This window comes from Mycobacterium sp. 852014-50255_SCH5639931 (genome assembly GCF_001665605.1).
Classification (GTDB): Bacteria; Actinomycetota; Actinomycetes; order Mycobacteriales; family Mycobacteriaceae; genus Mycobacterium; species Mycobacterium paraffinicum.
Genome location: NZ_LZSV01000009.1, coordinates 1 through 17,187 on the forward strand (window position 1 = coordinate 1; position 17,187 = coordinate 17,187).

Below are 17,187 nucleotides of genomic sequence, written 5' to 3' on the forward strand. Positions count from 1 at the left end.
GATGTGTATAAGAGACATCGCCTGACCGTCGCGAATGTTCACCGTCGATGCCCGTGCACCGTCGACGAAGATGCCGTTGTGGCTCAAGTCGATGGCCACCCAGTGGGTGCCGGCGAAACGTAACACCACCTCAGGCCGCGGCGGTGGCGGCGGCGACGCCGGATTCAGGAACCGCTCGAGGGCGATGTCGCTGCCCGGGCCGTAGCCGACGATCACGTCTCGGCCCGGGGCGAAGTCGAACCTCATCGACCCGACCCAAACGGTCAACGGGGAGGCTCTGAACGCGGAAGCCTCGGGCCGCATGGCCGCCACCTTTCGTCACGCCGGTCAGCTCGACCTAGTGTCTACCCGCCGGTCGCCGTCCATCCACCGGGGTCCTGCGATCACAGCGTGTTACGCCGGCCGCCCACCGATGCATTGTCGAGAACCCGGCGCAATACCTTGACCGCGTCCGTCAGCACTTGGCGGTCCACCGGCTCGAGCAACGCCAGTTGCGGTTCGATCGCGGCGGCACGGTCGGCGCGAACCGCGTTGAGCGTGCGCTTCCCCTGGGGGGTGATGCGGATCCGGACGGCGCGGGCGTCGCCCGGGTCCACGGTTCGGGTGACCAGCCCGGCATCCTCGAGCCGGCGCACCTGCGTGGTCATGGTCGGTTGCGAGCAGTGATCGACGGCGGCGAGGTCGCCGATCCGCGCCTCTCCGTGCGCTTCGATCGTGGCAAGCAGCCTGGCCTGGGCCGCAGGCAAGGGCATCTGGATCCGCTGGGTGGCCAGCCGGTTGAGCCGCGCCACAACGGCGAGCAAATCCGCGCCCAGCTGTTGGGCCTCGATGTTTGCGGTCTCGACAACTCTGTCCATGTATCCATAGTTCCATAGCTTTGCTAAGTGAGACGAGTGGCGGCCGACCGAACCGGGTCGAAAGTTACTCAGTGTGATGAAGCGACTTGGCGCCGCGCCCTGGCACAATCAGTGAAGTGAATGCCCGTCGCCCCGTCCGTTCGCGCCGTCGGGGTGGTCCTCTACAACCGGCCGAATTGGCACAGGCATCGGTCATGGGGGCGCTCTGCGCGGTAATCGCGATCATCGCCGGGGTGATTCCGTTCGCCCAGGGATTGGCGCTGCTGGGCACCGTGCCGATAGGGCTGCTGGCCTACCGTTACCGGCTGCGAGTGCTGCTCGCCGCGACATTTGCTGCCGGAATGATCGCCTTCCTCATCTCCGGACTGGGCGGTTTCCTGACCGTCGTCAACTGTGCATACATCGGCGGGTTGACCGGGTTCGTGAAACGCAGGGGCAGGGGCACCCCAACGGTGCTCGTCTCGTCCTTCGTCGCCGGGGTCGCTGTCGCCATCGCAACGGTCGGCATGTTGATGGTGCTGAATCGGCTGCGACATCTGATTTTTCAGGTGATGACGGCCAACGTGGATGGTGTTGTCGCATTCCTCAGCCGGGTGGACCTGCAATGGCTCGGCGCCGACGTGAAGCGATGCTTCGAATTCGGGCTGCATTACTGGCCGTGGCTGCTGCTCGGCTATGTCACCTACGGTGTGATGTTCTCGTCGTTGATCGGTTGGTGGGCGCTTTCGCGCCTGCTGGACCGGATGGGCAACGTTCCGGACGTGCATAAACTCGACGCTCCGGACGAGGCGCCCGGCGCCGCGATCGGGCCGGTGCCGGTGCGGTTGGAAAAGGTGCGGTTCCGCTACCCGCACGCGAAGCAAGACGCGCTGCGCGAAATCAGCCTCGAACTCCAAGTCGGAGAACACGTTGCCGTCATCGGCGCGAACGGTTCCGGAAAGACGACGTTGACGCTGATTTTGGCGGGTCGACAACCGACGACGGGCACCGTGCAGCGCCCGGGCGCGGTGGGCTTGGGCATGTTGGGCGGCACGGCGCTTGTTCTGCAGCACCCGAAGAGCCAGGTCTTGGGAACCCGGGTCGCCGACGATGTGGTCTGGGGGCTGCCGCCGGGCACCGAGGTCGATGTCGACCATTTGCTCCGCGAAGTAGGCCTCGAGGGTTTTGCCGAGCGTGATACCGGCAGCTTGTCCGGCGGAGAACTGCAGCGCCTGGCTCTGGCCGCGGCGCTCGCTCGGGAACCGGCGCTTTTGATCGCTGACGAGTTCACCAGCATGGTCGATCAACAGGGCCGTAGCGTCCTGTTGAATGTGCTCTCAGGGCTGCCCCAACGGCATCGGACCGCGCTGGTGCACATCACGCATTTCGACAACGAGGCCGCGTCGGCGGACCGGATCATCAACCTCAGCGATTCCCCGGATAATGCCGGCATAGTCGAGACGCCCCCGCCCCCGTCGCCGGCCATCGCAGTCAAGCGGGCCTTCACCAAGCCGGTACTCGAAATCGTCGACGTCCGACACGAATACAACAGCGGCACACCCTGGCAGAAGACCGCGCTGCGCGGTATCAGCTTCGTAGTGGAACAGGGCGACGGGATTTTGATCCACGGCGGCAACGGGTCGGGCAAGTCGACGCTGGCGTGGATCATGGCCGGGCTGACCGTTCCCACCGGCGGTGCCTGCTTGCTTGACGGCGAGCCCATCCGTGAGCACGTCGGCGCGGTGGGGTTGTCGTTTCAGACGGCGAGGCTGCAATTGATGCGCAGCCACGTCGGCCTGGAAATCGCTTCCGTGGCAGGGTTTTCGGAGCGTGACGTGAACCGCGTGGCCGCTGCTCTGGGCGCGGTCGGACTGGAACCCGCGATGGGCAATCGCCGCATCGACCAGCTCAGCGGTGGCGAGATGCGACGGGTGGTGCTGGCCGGACTGCTGGCGTGTTCGCCACGGGTGTTGATCCTCGACGAGCCGTTGGCCGGGTTGGACATCGGCAGCCAGCGGGGCCTGCTGCGTCTGCTGGCCGATCTGCGCCGTCACCGGGGCCTGACCGTAGTGGTTATCTCGCATGACTTCGTCGGTTTGGAAGAGGTGTGCCCGCGGGTCTTGCATCTGCAGAATGGCGCGCTGCAGTCTTTGTCGGCCACCGCCGCGGCCGGGGGTGTGGCGTGACCGCAACCTCATCCTCCGCATCAGGTAGAAAACGGCGCAGTTCTCGTCCGGTGGTGCTGCTGGTTCCGGTTCCCGGAAGGTCGGCCATTCACAACTTGTGGGCCGGCACCAAACTGCTGGTGGTATTCGGTGTTTCGGTGTTGCTGACCCTATATCCGGGTTGGGTGACCATCGGGGCGGTGGCCGTGCTCGTGGTGGCGGCGGTCTGGATCGCACATATCCCGCGGGGTGCGGTTCCTTCGATTCCGCGGTGGCTGTGGGTCCTCCTGGCATTGGGTTTTGTGACCGCGGCGTTGGCCGGCGGTAGTCCGATGATCTCGATTCACGGCGTCAACATCTGGGTCGGCGGAGCGTTGAACTTCCTGCGGATCACCGCGCTGTCGGTCGTTCTGCTCGGGCTGGGGGCCATGGTGTCCTGGACCACCAACGTCGCCGAAATCGCGCCGGCGCTGGCCATTTTGGGCCGCCCGTTCAAATGGCTGCGGATTCCGGTCGACGAGTGGGCGGTGGCCTTGGCCCTGGCGCTACGCGCCTTCCCGTTGTTGATCGAGGAATTTCAGGTGCTCTACGCCGCTCGTCGATTGCGGCCCAACCACATGCCGCAGGGTCGCAAGGCTCGGGTTCGGCAGACGACGGGCAACTCGATCGACTTGGTTGCCGCCGCCATCGTGGTGACCCTGCGGCGTGCCGATGAGATGGGCGACGCGATCACCGCTCGCGGCGGCATCGGTCAACTCTCCGCCGATCCGGCGCGGCCGAGATTCGGTGATTGGGCGACGCTCGCGGTCGCCCTGGCGATCGGCGGTGCCGCGGTGGCGATCGAGACGATATTCCACCTGACTCGCTGATCATTCGCGTAGCGTGAGCGCGTGGCCGACATCCACCGGACTCGCACGATCGCGGCTCGCATCGGTGACATATGGGAGACGCTCGCGGACTTCGGGGCGATCAGTTCGTGGGCCGGCAATGTCGACCACTCGTGCATCTTGATTTCCGCACCGGACGGAGGTTCCGTCGGGACCGCCCGGCGGGTGCAGGTCAACCGCGACGCCCTCGTCGAGCGCATCACCGAGTTCGACCCGCCCCGCGCCCTCGGCTACGACATCGAAGGCCTGCCCAGGCGCCTGCGCAGGTTGTCCAACCGCTGGACGCTGGCCCCCGGCGCCGGCGATTCGGCCGCCGCGACGGCGGTGACCCTCACCAGCACCGTCGAAATCGGGCCCCACCCAATGCAAAAGCTGGCCGAACGGGTCCTGTGCCGTGTCCTCGCGCGACAGTCCGAATCAACGCTCGCCGCGCTTGCGAATCGATTGGAGCATGCTGGTGTCTGATCGACCCGATGTCATCGTCGTCATGACGGACGAGGAGCGCGCGGTGCCGCCGTACGAGGCTCCCGACGTGCTCGCCTGGCGCGACCGGGCGCTGACCGGTCGTAAGTGGTTCGACGACCACGGCGTCAGCTTCACTCGGCACTACACCGGCTCGTTGGCCTGCGTGCCAAGCCGCCCAACGATTTTCACCGGGCACTATCCCGACTTGCACGGCGTCACCCAGACCGACGGCATCGGAAAGACCGCAGGCGATTCGCGCATGCGCTGGCTGCGCCAGGCCGAAGTGCCCACGCTGGGCAATTGGCTGCGGGCGGCCGGCTACGACACCCACTACGACGGCAAGTGGCACATCTCGCACGCCGACCTCACCGACCCGAGGACCGGTGGGCCGCTGGCGACCAACGATGAGAACGGTGTCGTCGACGCCGCCGCGGTGCGGCGCTACCTGGAGGCGGATCCGTTGGGGCCGTTCGGATTCTCGGGGTGGGTCGGCCCGGAGCCGCATGGGGCGGCGCTGGCCGACGCCGGTATCCGCCGCGACCCGCTGATCGCCGACCGGGTGGTCGCGTGGCTCGCCGACCGCTACGCCCGGCGCCGCGACGGCGACCCCGCCGCGCTGCGCCCGTTCCTCCTGGTCGCCAGCTTCGTCAATCCCCACGACATCGTGCTGTTCCCGACCTGGTCGCGGCGGAGCCCGGTCAAGCCGTCGCCACTCGACCCGCCCGCGGTGCCCGCCGCGCCCACCGCGGCCGAAGACCTGTCCACGAAACCGGCGGCACAGATCGCCTTTCGCGAGGCCTACTACTCCGGCTACGGCCCCGCGCCCGCCATCGAGCGGACCTACGGACGCAACGCGCAGCGCTACCGCGACCTGTATTACCGGCTGCACGCCGAGGTGGACGGACCGATCGACCGCGTCAGGCGGGCCGTCACCGAAGGCGGCTCGCGCAACGCTGTTTTGGTGCGCACGGCCGATCACGGCGACCTGCTGGGCGCCCACGGCGGTCTGCACCAGAAGTGGTTCAACCTCTACGACGAGGCCACCCGCGTCCCCTTCGTCATCGCGCGCATCGGTGAGCGCTCGACGCGGCCACGGGTGGTCACCGCACCCACCTCACACGTCGACCTGGTCCCCACGCTGCTGGCGGTGGCGGGCGTCGATGTCGCGGCGGCGACCGCCACGCTGGCCCCGTCGTTCTCGGAAGTGCATCAGCTGCCCGGGCGGAACCTCATGCCCATCGTGGACGGTGCCGCGGCCGACGAGACCCGCGCCGTCTATCTGATGACCCGCGACAACATGCTCGAAGGGGACAGCGGCGCTTCGGGATTGGCTCGCCGCCTGAAGCGGACCGTCGATCCGCCTGCGCCGCTGCGCATCCGGATCCCCGCCCACACCGCCTCCAACTTCGAGGGGCTGGTGGTCCGCGTCGACGAGGCGACGGCTACCGGTGGCGCAGGCCATCTCTGGAAGCTGGTGCGCACTTTCGACGACCCGAGCACATGGACGGAGCCAGGAGTGCGGCACTTGGCGGCCAATGGGCTCGGGGGAGAGGCCTACCGGACTTCCCCGCTCGACGATCAGTGGGAGCTATATGACCTCACCGCGGACCCGATCGAAGCGATCAACCGTTGGACCGACCCGGATCTGCACAGCGTGCGTCAGCATCTGCGGACCGAGCTCAAGCAGGCCAGGGCCAGTTCCGTCCCGGAGCGAAACCATCCGTGGCCCTATGCGTCTCGCCGGCCGCCGACGCCGCGACCGTCGAGGCTGAAGCGCCTCGTTCGAAAGGCGCTGACGCCGCGAGCGTAACGGGACTGCGAATGATCGACTGGAATTTCGCCGTGTCGTTACGCGCGCGCTGCGCGCGACCGCGTCTCAAGTTCGCATCCGGTCGATGAGGTTCGACAGCACGACGATGCTTTCGCTGCGTTCGATGTCCGCGCTCGAGCGGATGCGTTCGAGGGCCGCCTCCAGATGACGCATGTCGCGGGCCAGCACGTGCAGGATCGCATCCGACGTGCCGGTGACTGTTGCCGCGCTGACCACCTCGGGCATGTCCACCCACGCCGCCCGGAGCCGATCGGGCTCGATCGTGCCGTGGCAGAACACCTGCACGTAGGCCTCTGTCTTCCAGCCGAGCGAGCTAGGGTCGACGACCGTTGTGAAGCCCCTGATCACCCCATCGTCGAGCATCCGGTCGACGCGGCGCTTGACCGCCGGCGCCGAGAGGTTCACCGTCTGGCCGATTTCCGCGAAGGTGGCCCGTGCATTTCTGGTCAACTCGGCGAGGATGCGCTCGTCCGTCTCATTCAAGCGGTCCATCCGTGACTCCTTAATAAATCGCCGTGACACGCGCTATCGCGCAATAAATCGACTATAGACGCGCAAGAAACGTCGTTTGCTTGTTTGCGGTGGCGGAAATACCGTTGATCTATGACGGATTCGTACGTGTCGGCACCCGCGACTGCCAAGCTCGTGCGAACGCCGCGGGCCCGCCGGTACGCGATGACGCCGCCGGAATTTTTTGCGGTGGAGTACGCGATCAACCCCTGGATGGACATCGCCACGCCCGTCGACGTCGGTGTCGCGGTGGCCCAATGGGATGCCCTGCGCAGAACCTACCTGCGGTTGGGGCACCGGGTGGAGGTGGTCGAGCCCGTGCCCGGGCTGCCGGACATGGTGTACGCCGCCAACGGCGGATTCGTCGCGCGCGACGTCGCGATCGTCGCGAGGTTTCGATTCGCCGAGCGGGCGGGCGAATCACGTGCCTACGCCGAATGGATGTCCTCACTCGGGTACCGGCCGGTGTCCACCCGGCATATCAACGAGGGGCAGGGCGACTTGCTGATGATCGGGGAAACGGTGTTGGCGGGCTACGGCTTTCGCACCGACCGGCGTGCGCACCCGGAAATCTCCACGGCGCTGCGGGTGCCGGTCGTCTCGCTCGAGTTGGTGGATCCGCGCTTCTATCACCTCGACACCGCGCTCGCGGTTCTCGACGACCGCACCGTCGCGTTCTACCCGCCGGCGTTCAGCGCGGCCGCGCAGGACCAACTGCAGGCCCTGTTTCCCGACGCGATCGTGGTCGGAAGCGCCGACGCGTTCGTGCTCGGCCTCAACGTCGTCTCCGACGGCCTGCACGTCGTCCTCCCCGCCGCGGCAACGGGTTTCGCCGCACAGCTGCGTGAGGCCGGTTTCGAGCCGGTCGGCGTCGACCTGTCCGAGCTCCTCAAGGGCGGTGGTTCGGTCAAGTGCTGCACATTGGAGGTGTTTCCGTGACGATCCTCGACGCACGGACTTCGACCCAAACCGAGACGGCGATCGGCCTGGTCGAACGCTATGCGGCGCACAACTATTCGCCGTTACCCGTGGTGGCGGCCAGCGCCGAGGGTGCGTGGATCACCGACGTGGAGGGCCGGCGCTATCTGGATTGCCTGGCCGCCTATTCGGCGGTCAACTTCGGCCATCGCAACCCCGAGATCACCGCGGCGGCCCACGCCCAGCTCGACACCGTCACGTTGGTGAGCCGCGCGTTCCATTCCGACACCCTCGGCCCGTTCTGCGCCGCCCTTGCCCGGCTGTGCGGTAAAGACCTGGTGTTGCCGATGAACTCGGGCGCCGAAGCCGTGGAGAGCGGTCTCAAGGTCGCCCGCAAGTGGGGCGCCGAGGTCAAGGGCGTTGCCGACGGGCGGGCCAACATCATCGTGGCGGACAACAACTTCCACGGCCGCACGATCAGCATCGTCAGCTTCTCCTCGGATCCCGCGGCGCGGGACGGATTCGGACCGTTCACCCCGGGATTCCGCTCCGTGCCCTTCGGGGACGCCGCCGCGCTGGCCCGCGCGATCGACGACGACACCGTCGCGGTCCTGCTCGAGCCGATCCAGGGCGAGGCGGGCATCGTCGTTCCGCCCGACGACTACCTGCCGACCGTGCGTGCCCTGTGCAGCGAGCACGACGTGCTGATGATCGCCGACGAGATTCAGTCCGGCCTCGCGCGCACGGGGCACACCTTCGCCTGCGATCACTGGGGCGTGGTGCCGGATATCTACCTGCTCGGCAAGGCGCTGGGCGGCGGCGTGGTTCCCTTGTCGGCGGTGGTCGCCGACAAGGAGGTCCTGGGGGTGCTGCATCCGGGCGAACACGGCTCCACCTTTGGCGGTAACCCGTTGGCGGTCGCCATCGGCACCACCGTGGTTTCCATGCTGGGCCGCGGAGAGTTTCAAGCCCGCTCGGCGCAGTTAGGCGCGCGCCTGCACGCGCGCCTGCGCGAACTGATGGGCCACGGCGTGCTGGCGGTGCGCGGCCTGGGACTGTGGGCCGGCGTCGACGTGGACCCCGCGCTCGGGAGCGGCAAGCAGCTGAGTCTTCGGCTGGCCGATCGTGGTGTGTTGGTGAAGGACACTCACGGGTCGACCTTGCGGTTCGCGCCACCGCTGGTGATCGGCGAGCAGGAGATCGACTGGGCGATTGAGCAGTTCGCTATGGCGTTGCGGGAGGCTGGCCCATAATCAGCTGATCGAGCAAGGAGGGGCCATTGCCACCCACGTCGATCAGCCTGACAGAGCAGATGCTGCGGCGCCGCCCGGTCGTCGGCACGCCCGTCGCCCATGGGGCCGCGGACCACCTCAAGCGGACCATCGGCACCTTTCAGCTGACCATGTTCGGGGTCGGATCGACGGTCGGGACGGGCATCTTCTTCGTCATGTCTCAAGCCGTGCCGGAAGCCGGTCCCGGAGTGATTCTGTCGTTCCTCATCGCCGGACTCGCGGCCGGACTCGCGGCCATCTGCTACGCCGAATTGGCTTCCGCGGTGCCCGTTTCCGGCTCTTCCTATTCCTATGCGTACACAACTCTGGGCGAGGTCGTCGCGATGGGGGTGGCGGCCTGCCTGCTGCTCGAATACGGGGTGTCGACCGCCGCGGTCGCGGTGAACTGGAGCGGCTATCTCAACAAGCTGCTCAGCAATGTCTTCGGTTTCCAGTTGCCGCATGTCTTGTCGGCCGCGCCGTGGGATGCGCGGCCCGGCTGGTTGAATCTCCCGGCGATCATCTTGATCGGGATGTGCGCACTGCTGCTCATCCGCGGCGCCAGCGAGTCAGCCAGGGTCAACACGATCATGGTGCTGATCAAGCTGGGGGTTCTGGTCATCTTCGCGATCGTCGCGTTCACCGCCTTCGACGCGAGCCATCTCCGCGGCTTCGCGCCATTCGGCGCTGCCGGCATCGGCTCCGCCGCCGGCACCATCTTCTTCTCCTATATCGGCCTTGACGCCGTGTCTACCGCCGGAGACGAGGTGAAGAACCCGCAGAAAACCATGCCGCGCGCGCTGATTGCGGCGCTGGTGACGGTCACCAGCGTCTACGTGTTCGTTGCCCTCGCCGCACTGGGCACTCAGCCGTGGCAGGACTTCGCCGGGCAGCAGGAGGCCGGCCTGGCCACCATCCTCGACAACGTCACCCGTGGCAGCTGGGCCAGCACGATTCTGGCCGCGGGCGCTGTCATCTCGATATTCTCCGTCACCCTGGTCAGCATGTATGGGCAGACCCGCATCCTGTTCGCAATGGGACGCGACGGGCTGCTGCCAACGCGCTTCGCGCGCGTGAACACGAACACCATGACGCCGGTGGGCAATACGGTGATCGTGGCCATCGCAGCCTCTGCGCTGGCCGCCTTCATACCGCTGGAAAAGTTGGCGGACATGGTGTCCATCGGGACACTCACCGCGTTCGTCGTCGTATCCGCCGGAGTGATCATCTTGCGGGTGCGCGAGCCCGACTTGCCGCGGGGCTTCAAAGTTCCCGGTTATCCCGTCACGCCCGTCCTTTCGGTGCTGGCCTGCGGGTACATCCTCGCCAGTCTGCACTGGTACACCTGGATCGCGTTCAGCGGCTGGGTCGCGCTCGCGTTAGCCTTCTACTTCGTGTGGGGCCGCCATCACAGCGCGCTCAACAGCGAAGCGCTCGAGCGGGACGCGCTGTGACCGTCGTCGTCGGCTACCGTGCCGGCAAGGTGGGGCTCTCGGGTTTGCACCTGGGCGTGCGCATCGCGCGGACCCGTGGCACCTCGCTCACCGTGGTGACGGTTGTGCCCAAACCGTGGCTGACGCCGTCGCTCGCCCGCGTCGACGCCGAATACGAGCTGTGGGCCGACGCCATGGCCGACGAGTCGGCGAAGGAGGCCGGCCGCGTCCTGGACACGGTGGCCGACGGCATCGAGGTCACTTACCTGCACCGCGCGCACGGCTCGGTGTCGGGGGGACTCCTCGAGGTCATCCACGAGATTGACGCCGACGTGCTGGTGCTGGGCTCGTTGCCCAGCGGCGGCCACGGCCAAGTGCTGATCGGCTCCACCGCCGACTGGCTGCTGCACGCGTCGCCCGTTCCGGTGGCCATCAGCCCCCGCAATTACCTTGCGCACCAAGGCAAATTGACCCGCCTCACCTGTGCCTACTCGGCCACCCCCGATGCGATCGACGTGGTGAGGCGCTGCTTCGAGTTCGGTCAGCGATTCGGTGTGCCGGTGCGGGTGATCACGTTTGCGGTCCGCGGCAAGACGATGTATCCGCCGGAGGTCGGGCTCGAGGTCGAAGATGAGGTATTGCAGGCCTGGGCGTCGCAAGCGCGCGGCATCCTCGAGGAGCTGAAGACGGACGGGATCGTCAGCGAAGACGTTGCGCTGCAGGTAGTTACCGGCCGCAGTTGGAAAGACGCGCTGGAGCAGGCGGATTGGCAGGAGGGCGAGATCCTGGCATTGGGCACCCGGCCGCGCGGCGACATCCGGCGGGTCTTCCTCGGTTCCCGCAGCGCCAAGATCATCCGGGAAAGCCCCGTGCCGGTGCTGGTGCTGCCGGGCTAACGCTGCGCCGCGGCGTTCGCGGCCGCTTGCGCCCGCTTCAGGGTTGCCGCGACATCGCCACGGCCCAAGAACATCTCGTCGAAATAGGGCCGCAGGGCGTCGTTACCGGCGGCGAAGCCGGCGCCGCCGGGAGCCGCGATGCGCGGGCCGTTGAGCACGGCGAAGAAGGGTGTGACGTCGACGCCCCTCGCGGACCAGTAATGGAAGTAAACCGGCTGAGCCGACAGCACCGCCGGGATGGCCGCACCCTCGCGCCCCAGGAACTCATTGCCCTCCTTGCTGCCCATCCAGGCCAGGACTTGGCGCACCGCGTCGGGATGTTTCGTCGCGGCATTGCCCGCCGCCGCAATGCCGTTGGTGACGCTCACCCGGCCGGCCGGGCCCACCGGCATCATCGCCACCCCCCAGCGGAAGCGGGCATCACGGGCCACCGGCGCCAGGTTGTAGGTGCCGGACTGGAACAGCGCCATCCTGCCGGCCAGGAACTGGTTGCGCGAGAAGTCGCCGTTGTCGTTGGTGTCGGACGCGGGCGGCGAGACGTGGTCGTCGTTGATCAGGCCGACCAGATAGCGGAAGGCTTGCACGGCACCGGAATTGTCGAACGCGAACGTGTCGCCGCGCTGGAAGACGCCGCCGGCCGAGCCGATGTAGTTGAGGTAGATACCCTGCGGGTCGTTGGCGGCGTTGTAGCCCCACTGCCGGACCCGTCCGGCGTCGAAACCCGCCGTGTTTCCGGGGCGTCCGTCGGCGTCCAGGGTGAGCCGGGCGAGCATGGGCCGCAGCGTGTCCCCGTCAGCTGCGCTCCACCGCAACCCGTTCAGCTGGGCGGGGTCGACGCCGGCCGCGGCGAGCAGGTCCGCGTTGTAATACAGCGCGATCCCGGCATCGGTCAGCTGCGGCACCCCCCACAGCGAGCCCCCGCGGGTGAACTGGTCGACGACCGCCGAATCCCACGCCGGGGCGGCCCTGTCGATCTTCATCAGCCGGCCACTGTCGGCGTAGGCGGCCAGATAGGCGTTGGAGAGCCAGAAGATATCGTCGGCACTGCCACCGGCGATATCGGTGCGCAGCGTGTCGAAGTACGTCGAATACGCGACCACGCTGGTGTGCACCGCGATATCGGGATGCGCGCGATTGAACGCCTCGAACGACTGCCGATAGGCCGCGGCGATCTGTTCGGCCCAGACCCGCACCGTCACGACGACTTTGCCGCCGGGTGGCTGGCCGGAGTAGTCCAGCAGCACCGCGGTCGCACCCAACAACACCGCGACCAGCGCGAGCGCCGCGGCCATCACCGTCGAAAAGCGGGGCCGGCTCATGCTGCGCGAACGGGTCACTTGAGCCCCGAGACAACGATCGATGCGACGATGTGGCGCTGGAAGACGACGAAAAGCGCGATCAGCGGGACGATCGCGACCGTCGTCGCCGCCATGACCAGCGTCCACTGGGAGTTGAACCGCGACTGCAGATCGGCCGTCGCTACCGTGAGCACCCGCCACTTGTGCCCGCTGGTGATTACCAACGGCCACATGAAGTTATTCCACTGCGAGACCACCGTGATCAGCGTCAAGGCGGCCAACACCGGCCGGCTGGACGGAATCACCACATGCACGATCACGTCCAAGGTGTTGGCCCCGTCCAGGTGGGCGGCATTGACCAAGTCGTTCGGGATGATCCGAAAGTGCTCCCGCAGCAGGAAGATCGCGTACGGCGAGCCGAACATGAAGGGCAGCACCAGCGCCCAGAACGTGTTGCGCAGGCCGAGCTGGGCCATCATCAGATACAACGGCACCACGGTGACTGTTCCCGGCACCATCAACGTCGCGATGTAGACCCAGAACAGAGCGTCGCGCCCCGGAAAATGCAAGCGGGCGAACGCGTATGCGGCCAGCACCGAAAAGGTCAACTGGCCCACCAGGATCACGGCGGTCATCAACGCGGTCACCGCCGCCGCGCGGCCGAACCCGGCCCCACCGAGGTCGGCGTAGTTGGACAGGGTGAATGGCCGTGGCAGCTGCAGAGGCGTACCGGTGGCGAACTGGTGTGCCGAGGTGAACGAGGTCAACAAACCAAGCAGAAAGGGGACCAACGTGATCAGCGCACCGAGGATGAGTCCGCCGTAGATGGCGAGCCGGCTAAGTGAGGTCATAGCTGATCCGCCGCCGGAAGTAGAGATGCTGCACCATCGTGGCGCCGATCAGGATGGCGAACAGCACCACCGCCATCACCGACGCGCGCCCGATGGCCGCCGCGCCGAAAGCCTCGGCGTAGATGCGGTGGGCCACCAGATCGGTGCTGCCCGCCGGTCCGCCGCCCGTCAACGCGTAGACCATGTCGAAAACCTGTGCGGTGCTGACGATTCCGGTCACCAGCACGAAAAATGTGGTCGGCCGCAACATGGGCAGGGTGATGCGCCAGAACCGTTGCCAAGCGGTGGCGCCGTCGGTGCGCGCGGCGGCGTGAATGTCGTCGGGGATCGCCAGCAGCCCCGCCAGGAACGACAGGGAGACGTAGCCGACGTTGGTCCACACGACGACGGCCGACACGAGCGGCAGCGCGAAGCTGGGGTCCGAAAGCCATTCGATGCTGTGTCCCAGCAGGGTGCTCACGGCCCCGTCGGTCGGGGCCAAAATCCAGCGCCACAGCACGGCGATCGCCAGCGGCGCGCAGATCCACGGCAGCACGTAGAGGGTGCGGAACAGGCCGGTGCCGGGAAGCTGGCGGGCCAGCATGGACGCGGCCAGCAGACCCAGCACCGTCTGCGCCGGCACCACGATCGCCACGAAGAGAGCTGTGACGATCAGCGAGTTGGCGAAGTTGCGATCCGTCAGCACCGACCGCCAGTTGGCCCCGCCCACATAGTGCAGCGGACCCAGCAGGTCCCAGCGGTAGAGGCTCAGCCAAATCACCACGAGGATGGGCAGCAGCAAGAAGGCCACGACGCCGAACAAGCTGGGCGCCAGCAGGGCATAGCCCAGCGCGGTGGAGCGAGGCTGTGTCCTCAGGGCGCCGCTGGCCATGGGGTAATTAAAGCGGGCGGGGCCTGGGTTTGGGGTGAACGGCCGTTACGGTGGATCCGTGACACCGAACCGGGGGATCGATGCCGACTTCCTGAGCCTGCCGCGCCACCAGTTGGCCGAGGCCGCGCTTTCTTCGGCTACCGCGGCCGGCGCCAGCTACGCCGACCTGCGGGTTCACCGCATCGTGACCGAGATCATCCAGCTGCGCGACGGAGAGCTGGAGACGGCAGTCGTCAACCGCGAGGTCGGTCTGGCCGTGCGGGTGATCGTCGATGGCACGTGGGGATTCGCCTCGCACGCCGAGCTCGCGCCCTCGGTCGCGGCCGAGACGGCGCGTCGCGCCGTGCAGGTCGCCACCACCCTGGCGACGCTGAACAGCGAGCGCGTCGAGCTGGCGCCCGAGCCGATATACGCCGACGCGACCTGGGTTTCCGATTATCGGATCGACCCGTTCAGCGTCCCGGCGAGCGACAAGATCGGCGTGCTGGAGGAATACTCCGGCCGGCTGCTCAGTGCCGACGGCGTCGACCACGTGTCGGCCGTGCTTACCGCCGTCAAGGAGCAGACGTTCTACGCCGATACCTTCGGATCGTCGATCACCCAGCAGCGGGTGCGGGTGCAGCCGTCGCTGGAGGCGGTGACCGTGGACGCCGAGGCGGGCAGCTTCGACTCGATGCGCACGCTGGCCCCGCCGACTGGGCGCGGCTGGGAAGTGCTCGCCGGCGACGAGGTGTGGAACTGGACCGACGAGCTGGCGCAGTTGCCGTCGCTGCTCGCCGAAAAGGTCAAGGCGCCCAGCGTGACGGCGGGGCGCAAGGATTTGGTGATCGATCCCACCAACCTGTGGCTGACCATTCACGAATCGATCGGGCACGCAACCGAATACGACCGCGCCATCGGCTACGAGGCCGCCTACGCGGGAACGTCTTTCGCCACGCCGGACAAGCTCGGCACCATGCGGTACGGCTCCCCGGTGATGAACGTGACCGCCGACCGCACCGTCCAGCACGGGTTGGCCACCATCGGTTACGACGACGAGGGCGTGGCGGCGCAAAGCTGGGATCTGGTGCGCGACGGGGTGTTCGTCGGCTATCAGCTCGACCGGGTGTTCGCTCCGCGTCTGGGGCAGCCGCGGTCCAACGGGTGCTCGTATGCCGACTCGCCGCATCATGTGCCGATTCAGCGGATGGCCAACGTGTCGCTGCAGCCGGCGCGCGAGGACGTCAGCACCGCCGACCTGATCGGCCGCGTCGAGGACGGCATCTACATCATCGGCGACAAGTCTTGGTCAATCGACATGCAGCGCTACAACTTTCAGTTCACCGGCCAGCGGTTCTTCCACATCCGCGACGGTCGGCTGGACGGTCAATTGCGAGACGTCGCCTACCAGGCCACCACGACCGATTTCTGGAATTCCATGGAAGCCGTGGGCGGCCCGTCGACCTGGCGGTTGGGCGGCGCGTTCAACTGCGGCAAGGCGCAGCCCGGCCAGGTCGCCCCGGTCAGCCACGGCTGCCCGTCGGCCTTGTTCCGCGGCGTCAACGTGCTCAACACCCGGACCGAGGGCGGCCGATGATCACCCCGCAGCATGTCGTCAACCTGGTCTTGGAGGAGGCCGCCAAGCTCGGCGGCGCCAGCGAGACCATGGTGCTCGTCACCGACAAGGTCGAGGCAACGTTGCGCTGGGCGGGCAATTCGATGACCACCAACGGTGTTTCGGTCAACCGCAGCATCACGGTGATCTCCGTCGTCCGCGCAGGGTCCAGCGCGCGGATCGGCACGATGGTCTCCGCCGAGGTGGATCCGCGGGTGATCCCCGAGTTGGTGGCGGCGTCCCAGGAGGCGGCCCGCTCGGCGCCCGAGGCCGGTGACGCCGCGCCGCTGTTGACCGATACCGGGGTGCCGGTCGATTGGGACGCGCCGGTGCCCGGTACCGGGCCGTTGGTGTTCGCCGATGTCGCCGACTCCTTGAGTCGCGGGTTCCGCGGCACCGACCGGCTGTATGGCTTTGCGCACCACAGCGTTTCGACGACGTTCCTGGCATCGTCGACCGGAGTGCGCCGGCGCTACACCCAGCCCGCGGGGGCGGTGGAGATCAACGGCAAGCGCGGCGACGCTAGCGCATGGGCCGGTATCGGCACGCCCGACTTCGTCGACGTGCCAATGGATTCGATGCTCGAGGAGCTGTCGATGCGGCTCGGCTGGGCCGAGCGCCGCGTGGAACTGCCCGCGGGGCGCTACGAGACGATCATGCCGCCGTCCACGGTGGCCGACATGATGCTTTACCTGGCCTGGTCGATGGCCGGCCGGGGCGCCCGGGAGGGCCGCACCGCGTTCTCGGCGCCCGGCGGCGGGACGCGGGTGGGGGAGCGGCTCACCGAATTGCCGCTGACGCTGTTCTCCGATCCGATGGCGCCGGGCCTGGCGTGCACGCCGTTCGTCGCGGTGAGCAGCTCGTCGGAGACGGCGTCGGTGTTCGACAACGGCATGGAGATCGGCCAAGTGGACTGGATCCGCAACGGGGTGATCAACGCGCTGGCGTACCCGCGCGCGACGGCGGCCAAATTCGATGCCCCCGTCGCGGTGGCCGCCGACAACCTGGTGATGACCGGCGGGTCGGCCGAGCTTGCCGACATGATCGCGGCCACCGAACGCGGCCTGCTGCTGACCACGCTGTGGTACATCCGCGAGGTCGACCCCACCACGCTGCTGCTCACCGGGCTGACCCGCGACGGCGTCTACCTCATCGAAGATGGCGAGGTGACCGCCGCGGTCAACAACTTCCGGTTCAACGAGAGTCCGCTGGACCTGCTGCGGCGGGTCACCGAGGCCGGGGCGAGCGAGAAAACCCTGCCGCGGGAGTGGGCGGACTGGGCCACCCGTGCCGCCATGCCGTCGCTGCGGATACCGGACTTCCATATGTCTTCGGTGAGCCAGGCACAATAGGCGATTGCC

The 17,187-nt window shown here is 67.4% G+C and carries 15 protein-coding genes and 1 pseudogene; 10 read left to right on the forward strand and 6 right to left on the reverse strand.

Annotated features, from left to right (window positions below):
- Nucleotides 1–303 (reverse strand): annotated as a pseudogene (locus A5758_RS04135) (ABC transporter); the annotation flags it as partial.
- A gap of 80 nt (nucleotides 304–383) precedes the next feature.
- On the reverse strand, nucleotides 384–857 hold the full coding sequence (locus A5758_RS04140) for a MarR family winged helix-turn-helix transcriptional regulator (RefSeq protein WP_067736844.1): 474 nt from the start codon (nucleotides 855–857) through the stop codon (nucleotides 384–386).
- Between the two features lie 116 nt (nucleotides 858–973).
- On the opposite strand from A5758_RS04140, the gene A5758_RS04145 reads away from it, so the two are divergent.
- Genes A5758_RS04145 through A5758_RS04160 form a run of 4 tightly spaced genes read left to right on the forward strand, consistent with a single transcriptional unit; the run spans nucleotide 974 to nucleotide 6,163 of the window.
- Nucleotides 974–3,022 carry an ABC transporter ATP-binding protein gene (locus tag A5758_RS04145; RefSeq protein WP_082939571.1) on the forward strand — a complete coding sequence of 683 codons (2,049 nt, stop codon included), beginning with the start codon at nucleotides 974–976 and terminating at the stop codon, nucleotides 3,020–3,022.
- A complete protein-coding gene (locus A5758_RS04150; RefSeq protein WP_067736851.1) occupies nucleotides 3,019–3,870 on the forward strand; it encodes a CbiQ family ECF transporter T component in 852 nt (283 codons plus the stop codon). The genes A5758_RS04145 and A5758_RS04150 overlap by 4 nt, the downstream gene beginning before the upstream one ends.
- A 21-nt stretch (nucleotides 3,871–3,891) precedes the next feature.
- Nucleotides 3,892–4,353, forward strand: coding sequence for an SRPBCC family protein (locus A5758_RS04155; protein WP_067736855.1), 462 nt, complete (start codon nucleotides 3,892–3,894; stop codon nucleotides 4,351–4,353).
- Nucleotides 4,346–6,163, forward strand: coding sequence for a sulfatase-like hydrolase/transferase (locus A5758_RS04160; protein WP_082939580.1), 1,818 nt, complete (start codon nucleotides 4,346–4,348; stop codon nucleotides 6,161–6,163). Before A5758_RS04155 ends, A5758_RS04160 begins: the two co-directional genes overlap by 8 nt.
- A 66-nt stretch (nucleotides 6,164–6,229) precedes the next feature.
- Here A5758_RS04160 and A5758_RS04165 read toward each other — a convergent pair whose 3' ends face one another.
- Nucleotides 6,230–6,676 carry an Lrp/AsnC family transcriptional regulator gene (locus tag A5758_RS04165; RefSeq protein ID WP_067736863.1) on the reverse strand — a complete coding sequence of 149 codons (447 nt, stop codon included), beginning with the start codon at nucleotides 6,674–6,676 and terminating at the stop codon, nucleotides 6,230–6,232.
- Between the two features lie 111 nt (nucleotides 6,677–6,787).
- On the opposite strand from A5758_RS04165, the gene ddaH reads away from it, so the two are divergent.
- The 4 genes from ddaH to A5758_RS04185 are packed head-to-tail and all read left to right on the forward strand — an operon-like array spanning nucleotide 6,788 to nucleotide 11,212.
- Nucleotides 6,788–7,633: a dimethylargininase gene (gene ddaH / locus A5758_RS04170; protein WP_067736868.1), complete on the forward strand. Its 846-nt coding sequence runs from the start codon at nucleotides 6,788–6,790 to the stop codon at nucleotides 7,631–7,633.
- Complete coding sequence (gene rocD / locus A5758_RS04175; protein ID WP_067736871.1) at nucleotides 7,630–8,865, forward strand: ornithine--oxo-acid transaminase; 1,236 nt, start codon at nucleotides 7,630–7,632, stop codon at nucleotides 8,863–8,865. The genes ddaH and rocD overlap by 4 nt, the downstream gene beginning before the upstream one ends.
- A gap of 26 nt (nucleotides 8,866–8,891) precedes the next feature.
- A complete protein-coding gene (locus A5758_RS04180; protein ID WP_156622492.1) occupies nucleotides 8,892–10,337 on the forward strand; it encodes an amino acid permease in 1,446 nt (481 codons plus the stop codon).
- Nucleotides 10,334–11,212 (forward strand): universal stress protein, encoded by an 879-nt coding sequence (locus A5758_RS04185; RefSeq protein WP_067736878.1) that lies wholly within the window; start codon nucleotides 10,334–10,336, stop codon nucleotides 11,210–11,212. The genes A5758_RS04180 and A5758_RS04185 overlap by 4 nt, the downstream gene beginning before the upstream one ends.
- Here the strand turns inward: A5758_RS04185 and A5758_RS04190 are convergent.
- From A5758_RS04190 to A5758_RS04200, 3 genes are read right to left on the reverse strand one after another with little or no spacing between them, the layout of a single operon-like run.
- A complete protein-coding gene (locus A5758_RS04190) occupies nucleotides 11,209–12,531 on the reverse strand; it encodes a sugar ABC transporter substrate-binding protein (protein WP_067737051.1) in 1,323 nt (440 codons plus the stop codon). The two genes, A5758_RS04185 and A5758_RS04190, sit on opposite strands and share 4 nt — an antisense overlap.
- A 14-nt stretch (nucleotides 12,532–12,545) precedes the next feature.
- The gene (locus A5758_RS04195) at nucleotides 12,546–13,361 is read right to left on the reverse strand and encodes a carbohydrate ABC transporter permease (RefSeq protein ID WP_067206794.1); all 816 of its coding nucleotides are present in this window, start codon (nucleotides 13,359–13,361) and stop codon (nucleotides 12,546–12,548) included.
- On the reverse strand, nucleotides 13,348–14,217 hold the full coding sequence (locus tag A5758_RS04200; protein WP_156622497.1) for a carbohydrate ABC transporter permease: 870 nt from the start codon (nucleotides 14,215–14,217) through the stop codon (nucleotides 13,348–13,350). The genes A5758_RS04195 and A5758_RS04200 overlap by 14 nt, the downstream gene beginning before the upstream one ends.
- Before the next feature lie 73 nt (nucleotides 14,218–14,290).
- Here A5758_RS04200 and A5758_RS04205 point away from each other — a divergent pair, with 73 nt between their 5' ends.
- Together A5758_RS04205 and A5758_RS04210 are read left to right on the forward strand one after the other, a co-directional pair.
- The gene (locus tag A5758_RS04205; RefSeq protein WP_067737055.1) at nucleotides 14,291–15,808 is read left to right on the forward strand and encodes a TldD/PmbA family protein; all 1,518 of its coding nucleotides are present in this window, start codon (nucleotides 14,291–14,293) and stop codon (nucleotides 15,806–15,808) included.
- Nucleotides 15,805–17,178, forward strand: a complete 1,374-nt coding sequence (locus A5758_RS04210; protein ID WP_067736890.1) for a TldD/PmbA family protein — start codon at nucleotides 15,805–15,807, stop codon at nucleotides 17,176–17,178. The genes A5758_RS04205 and A5758_RS04210 overlap by 4 nt, the downstream gene beginning before the upstream one ends.
- Nucleotides 17,179–17,187 lie beyond the last annotated feature (9 nt).

What these genes read in the sequence shown, in the direction of transcription:
- A5758_RS04210 (WP_067736890.1), top strand. Translation starts at nt 15,805, where the DNA reads ATGATCACCCCGCAGCATGTCGTCAACCTGGTCTTGGAGGAGGCCGCC.
- A5758_RS04195 (WP_067206794.1), bottom strand. Translation starts at nt 13,361, where the DNA reads ATGACCTCACTTAGCCGGCTCGCCATCTACGGCGGACTCATCCTCGGT.
- A5758_RS04190 (WP_067737051.1), bottom strand. Translation starts at nt 12,531, where the DNA reads ATGAGCCGGCCCCGCTTTTCGACGGTGATGGCCGCGGCGCTCGCGCTG.
- A5758_RS04140 (WP_067736844.1), bottom strand. Translation starts at nt 857, where the DNA reads ATGGACAGAGTTGTCGAGACCGCAAACATCGAGGCCCAACAGCTGGGC.
- ddaH (WP_067736868.1), top strand. Translation starts at nt 6,788, where the DNA reads ATGACGGATTCGTACGTGTCGGCACCCGCGACTGCCAAGCTCGTGCGA.
- A5758_RS04165 (WP_067736863.1), bottom strand. Translation starts at nt 6,676, where the DNA reads ATGGACCGCTTGAATGAGACGGACGAGCGCATCCTCGCCGAGTTGACC.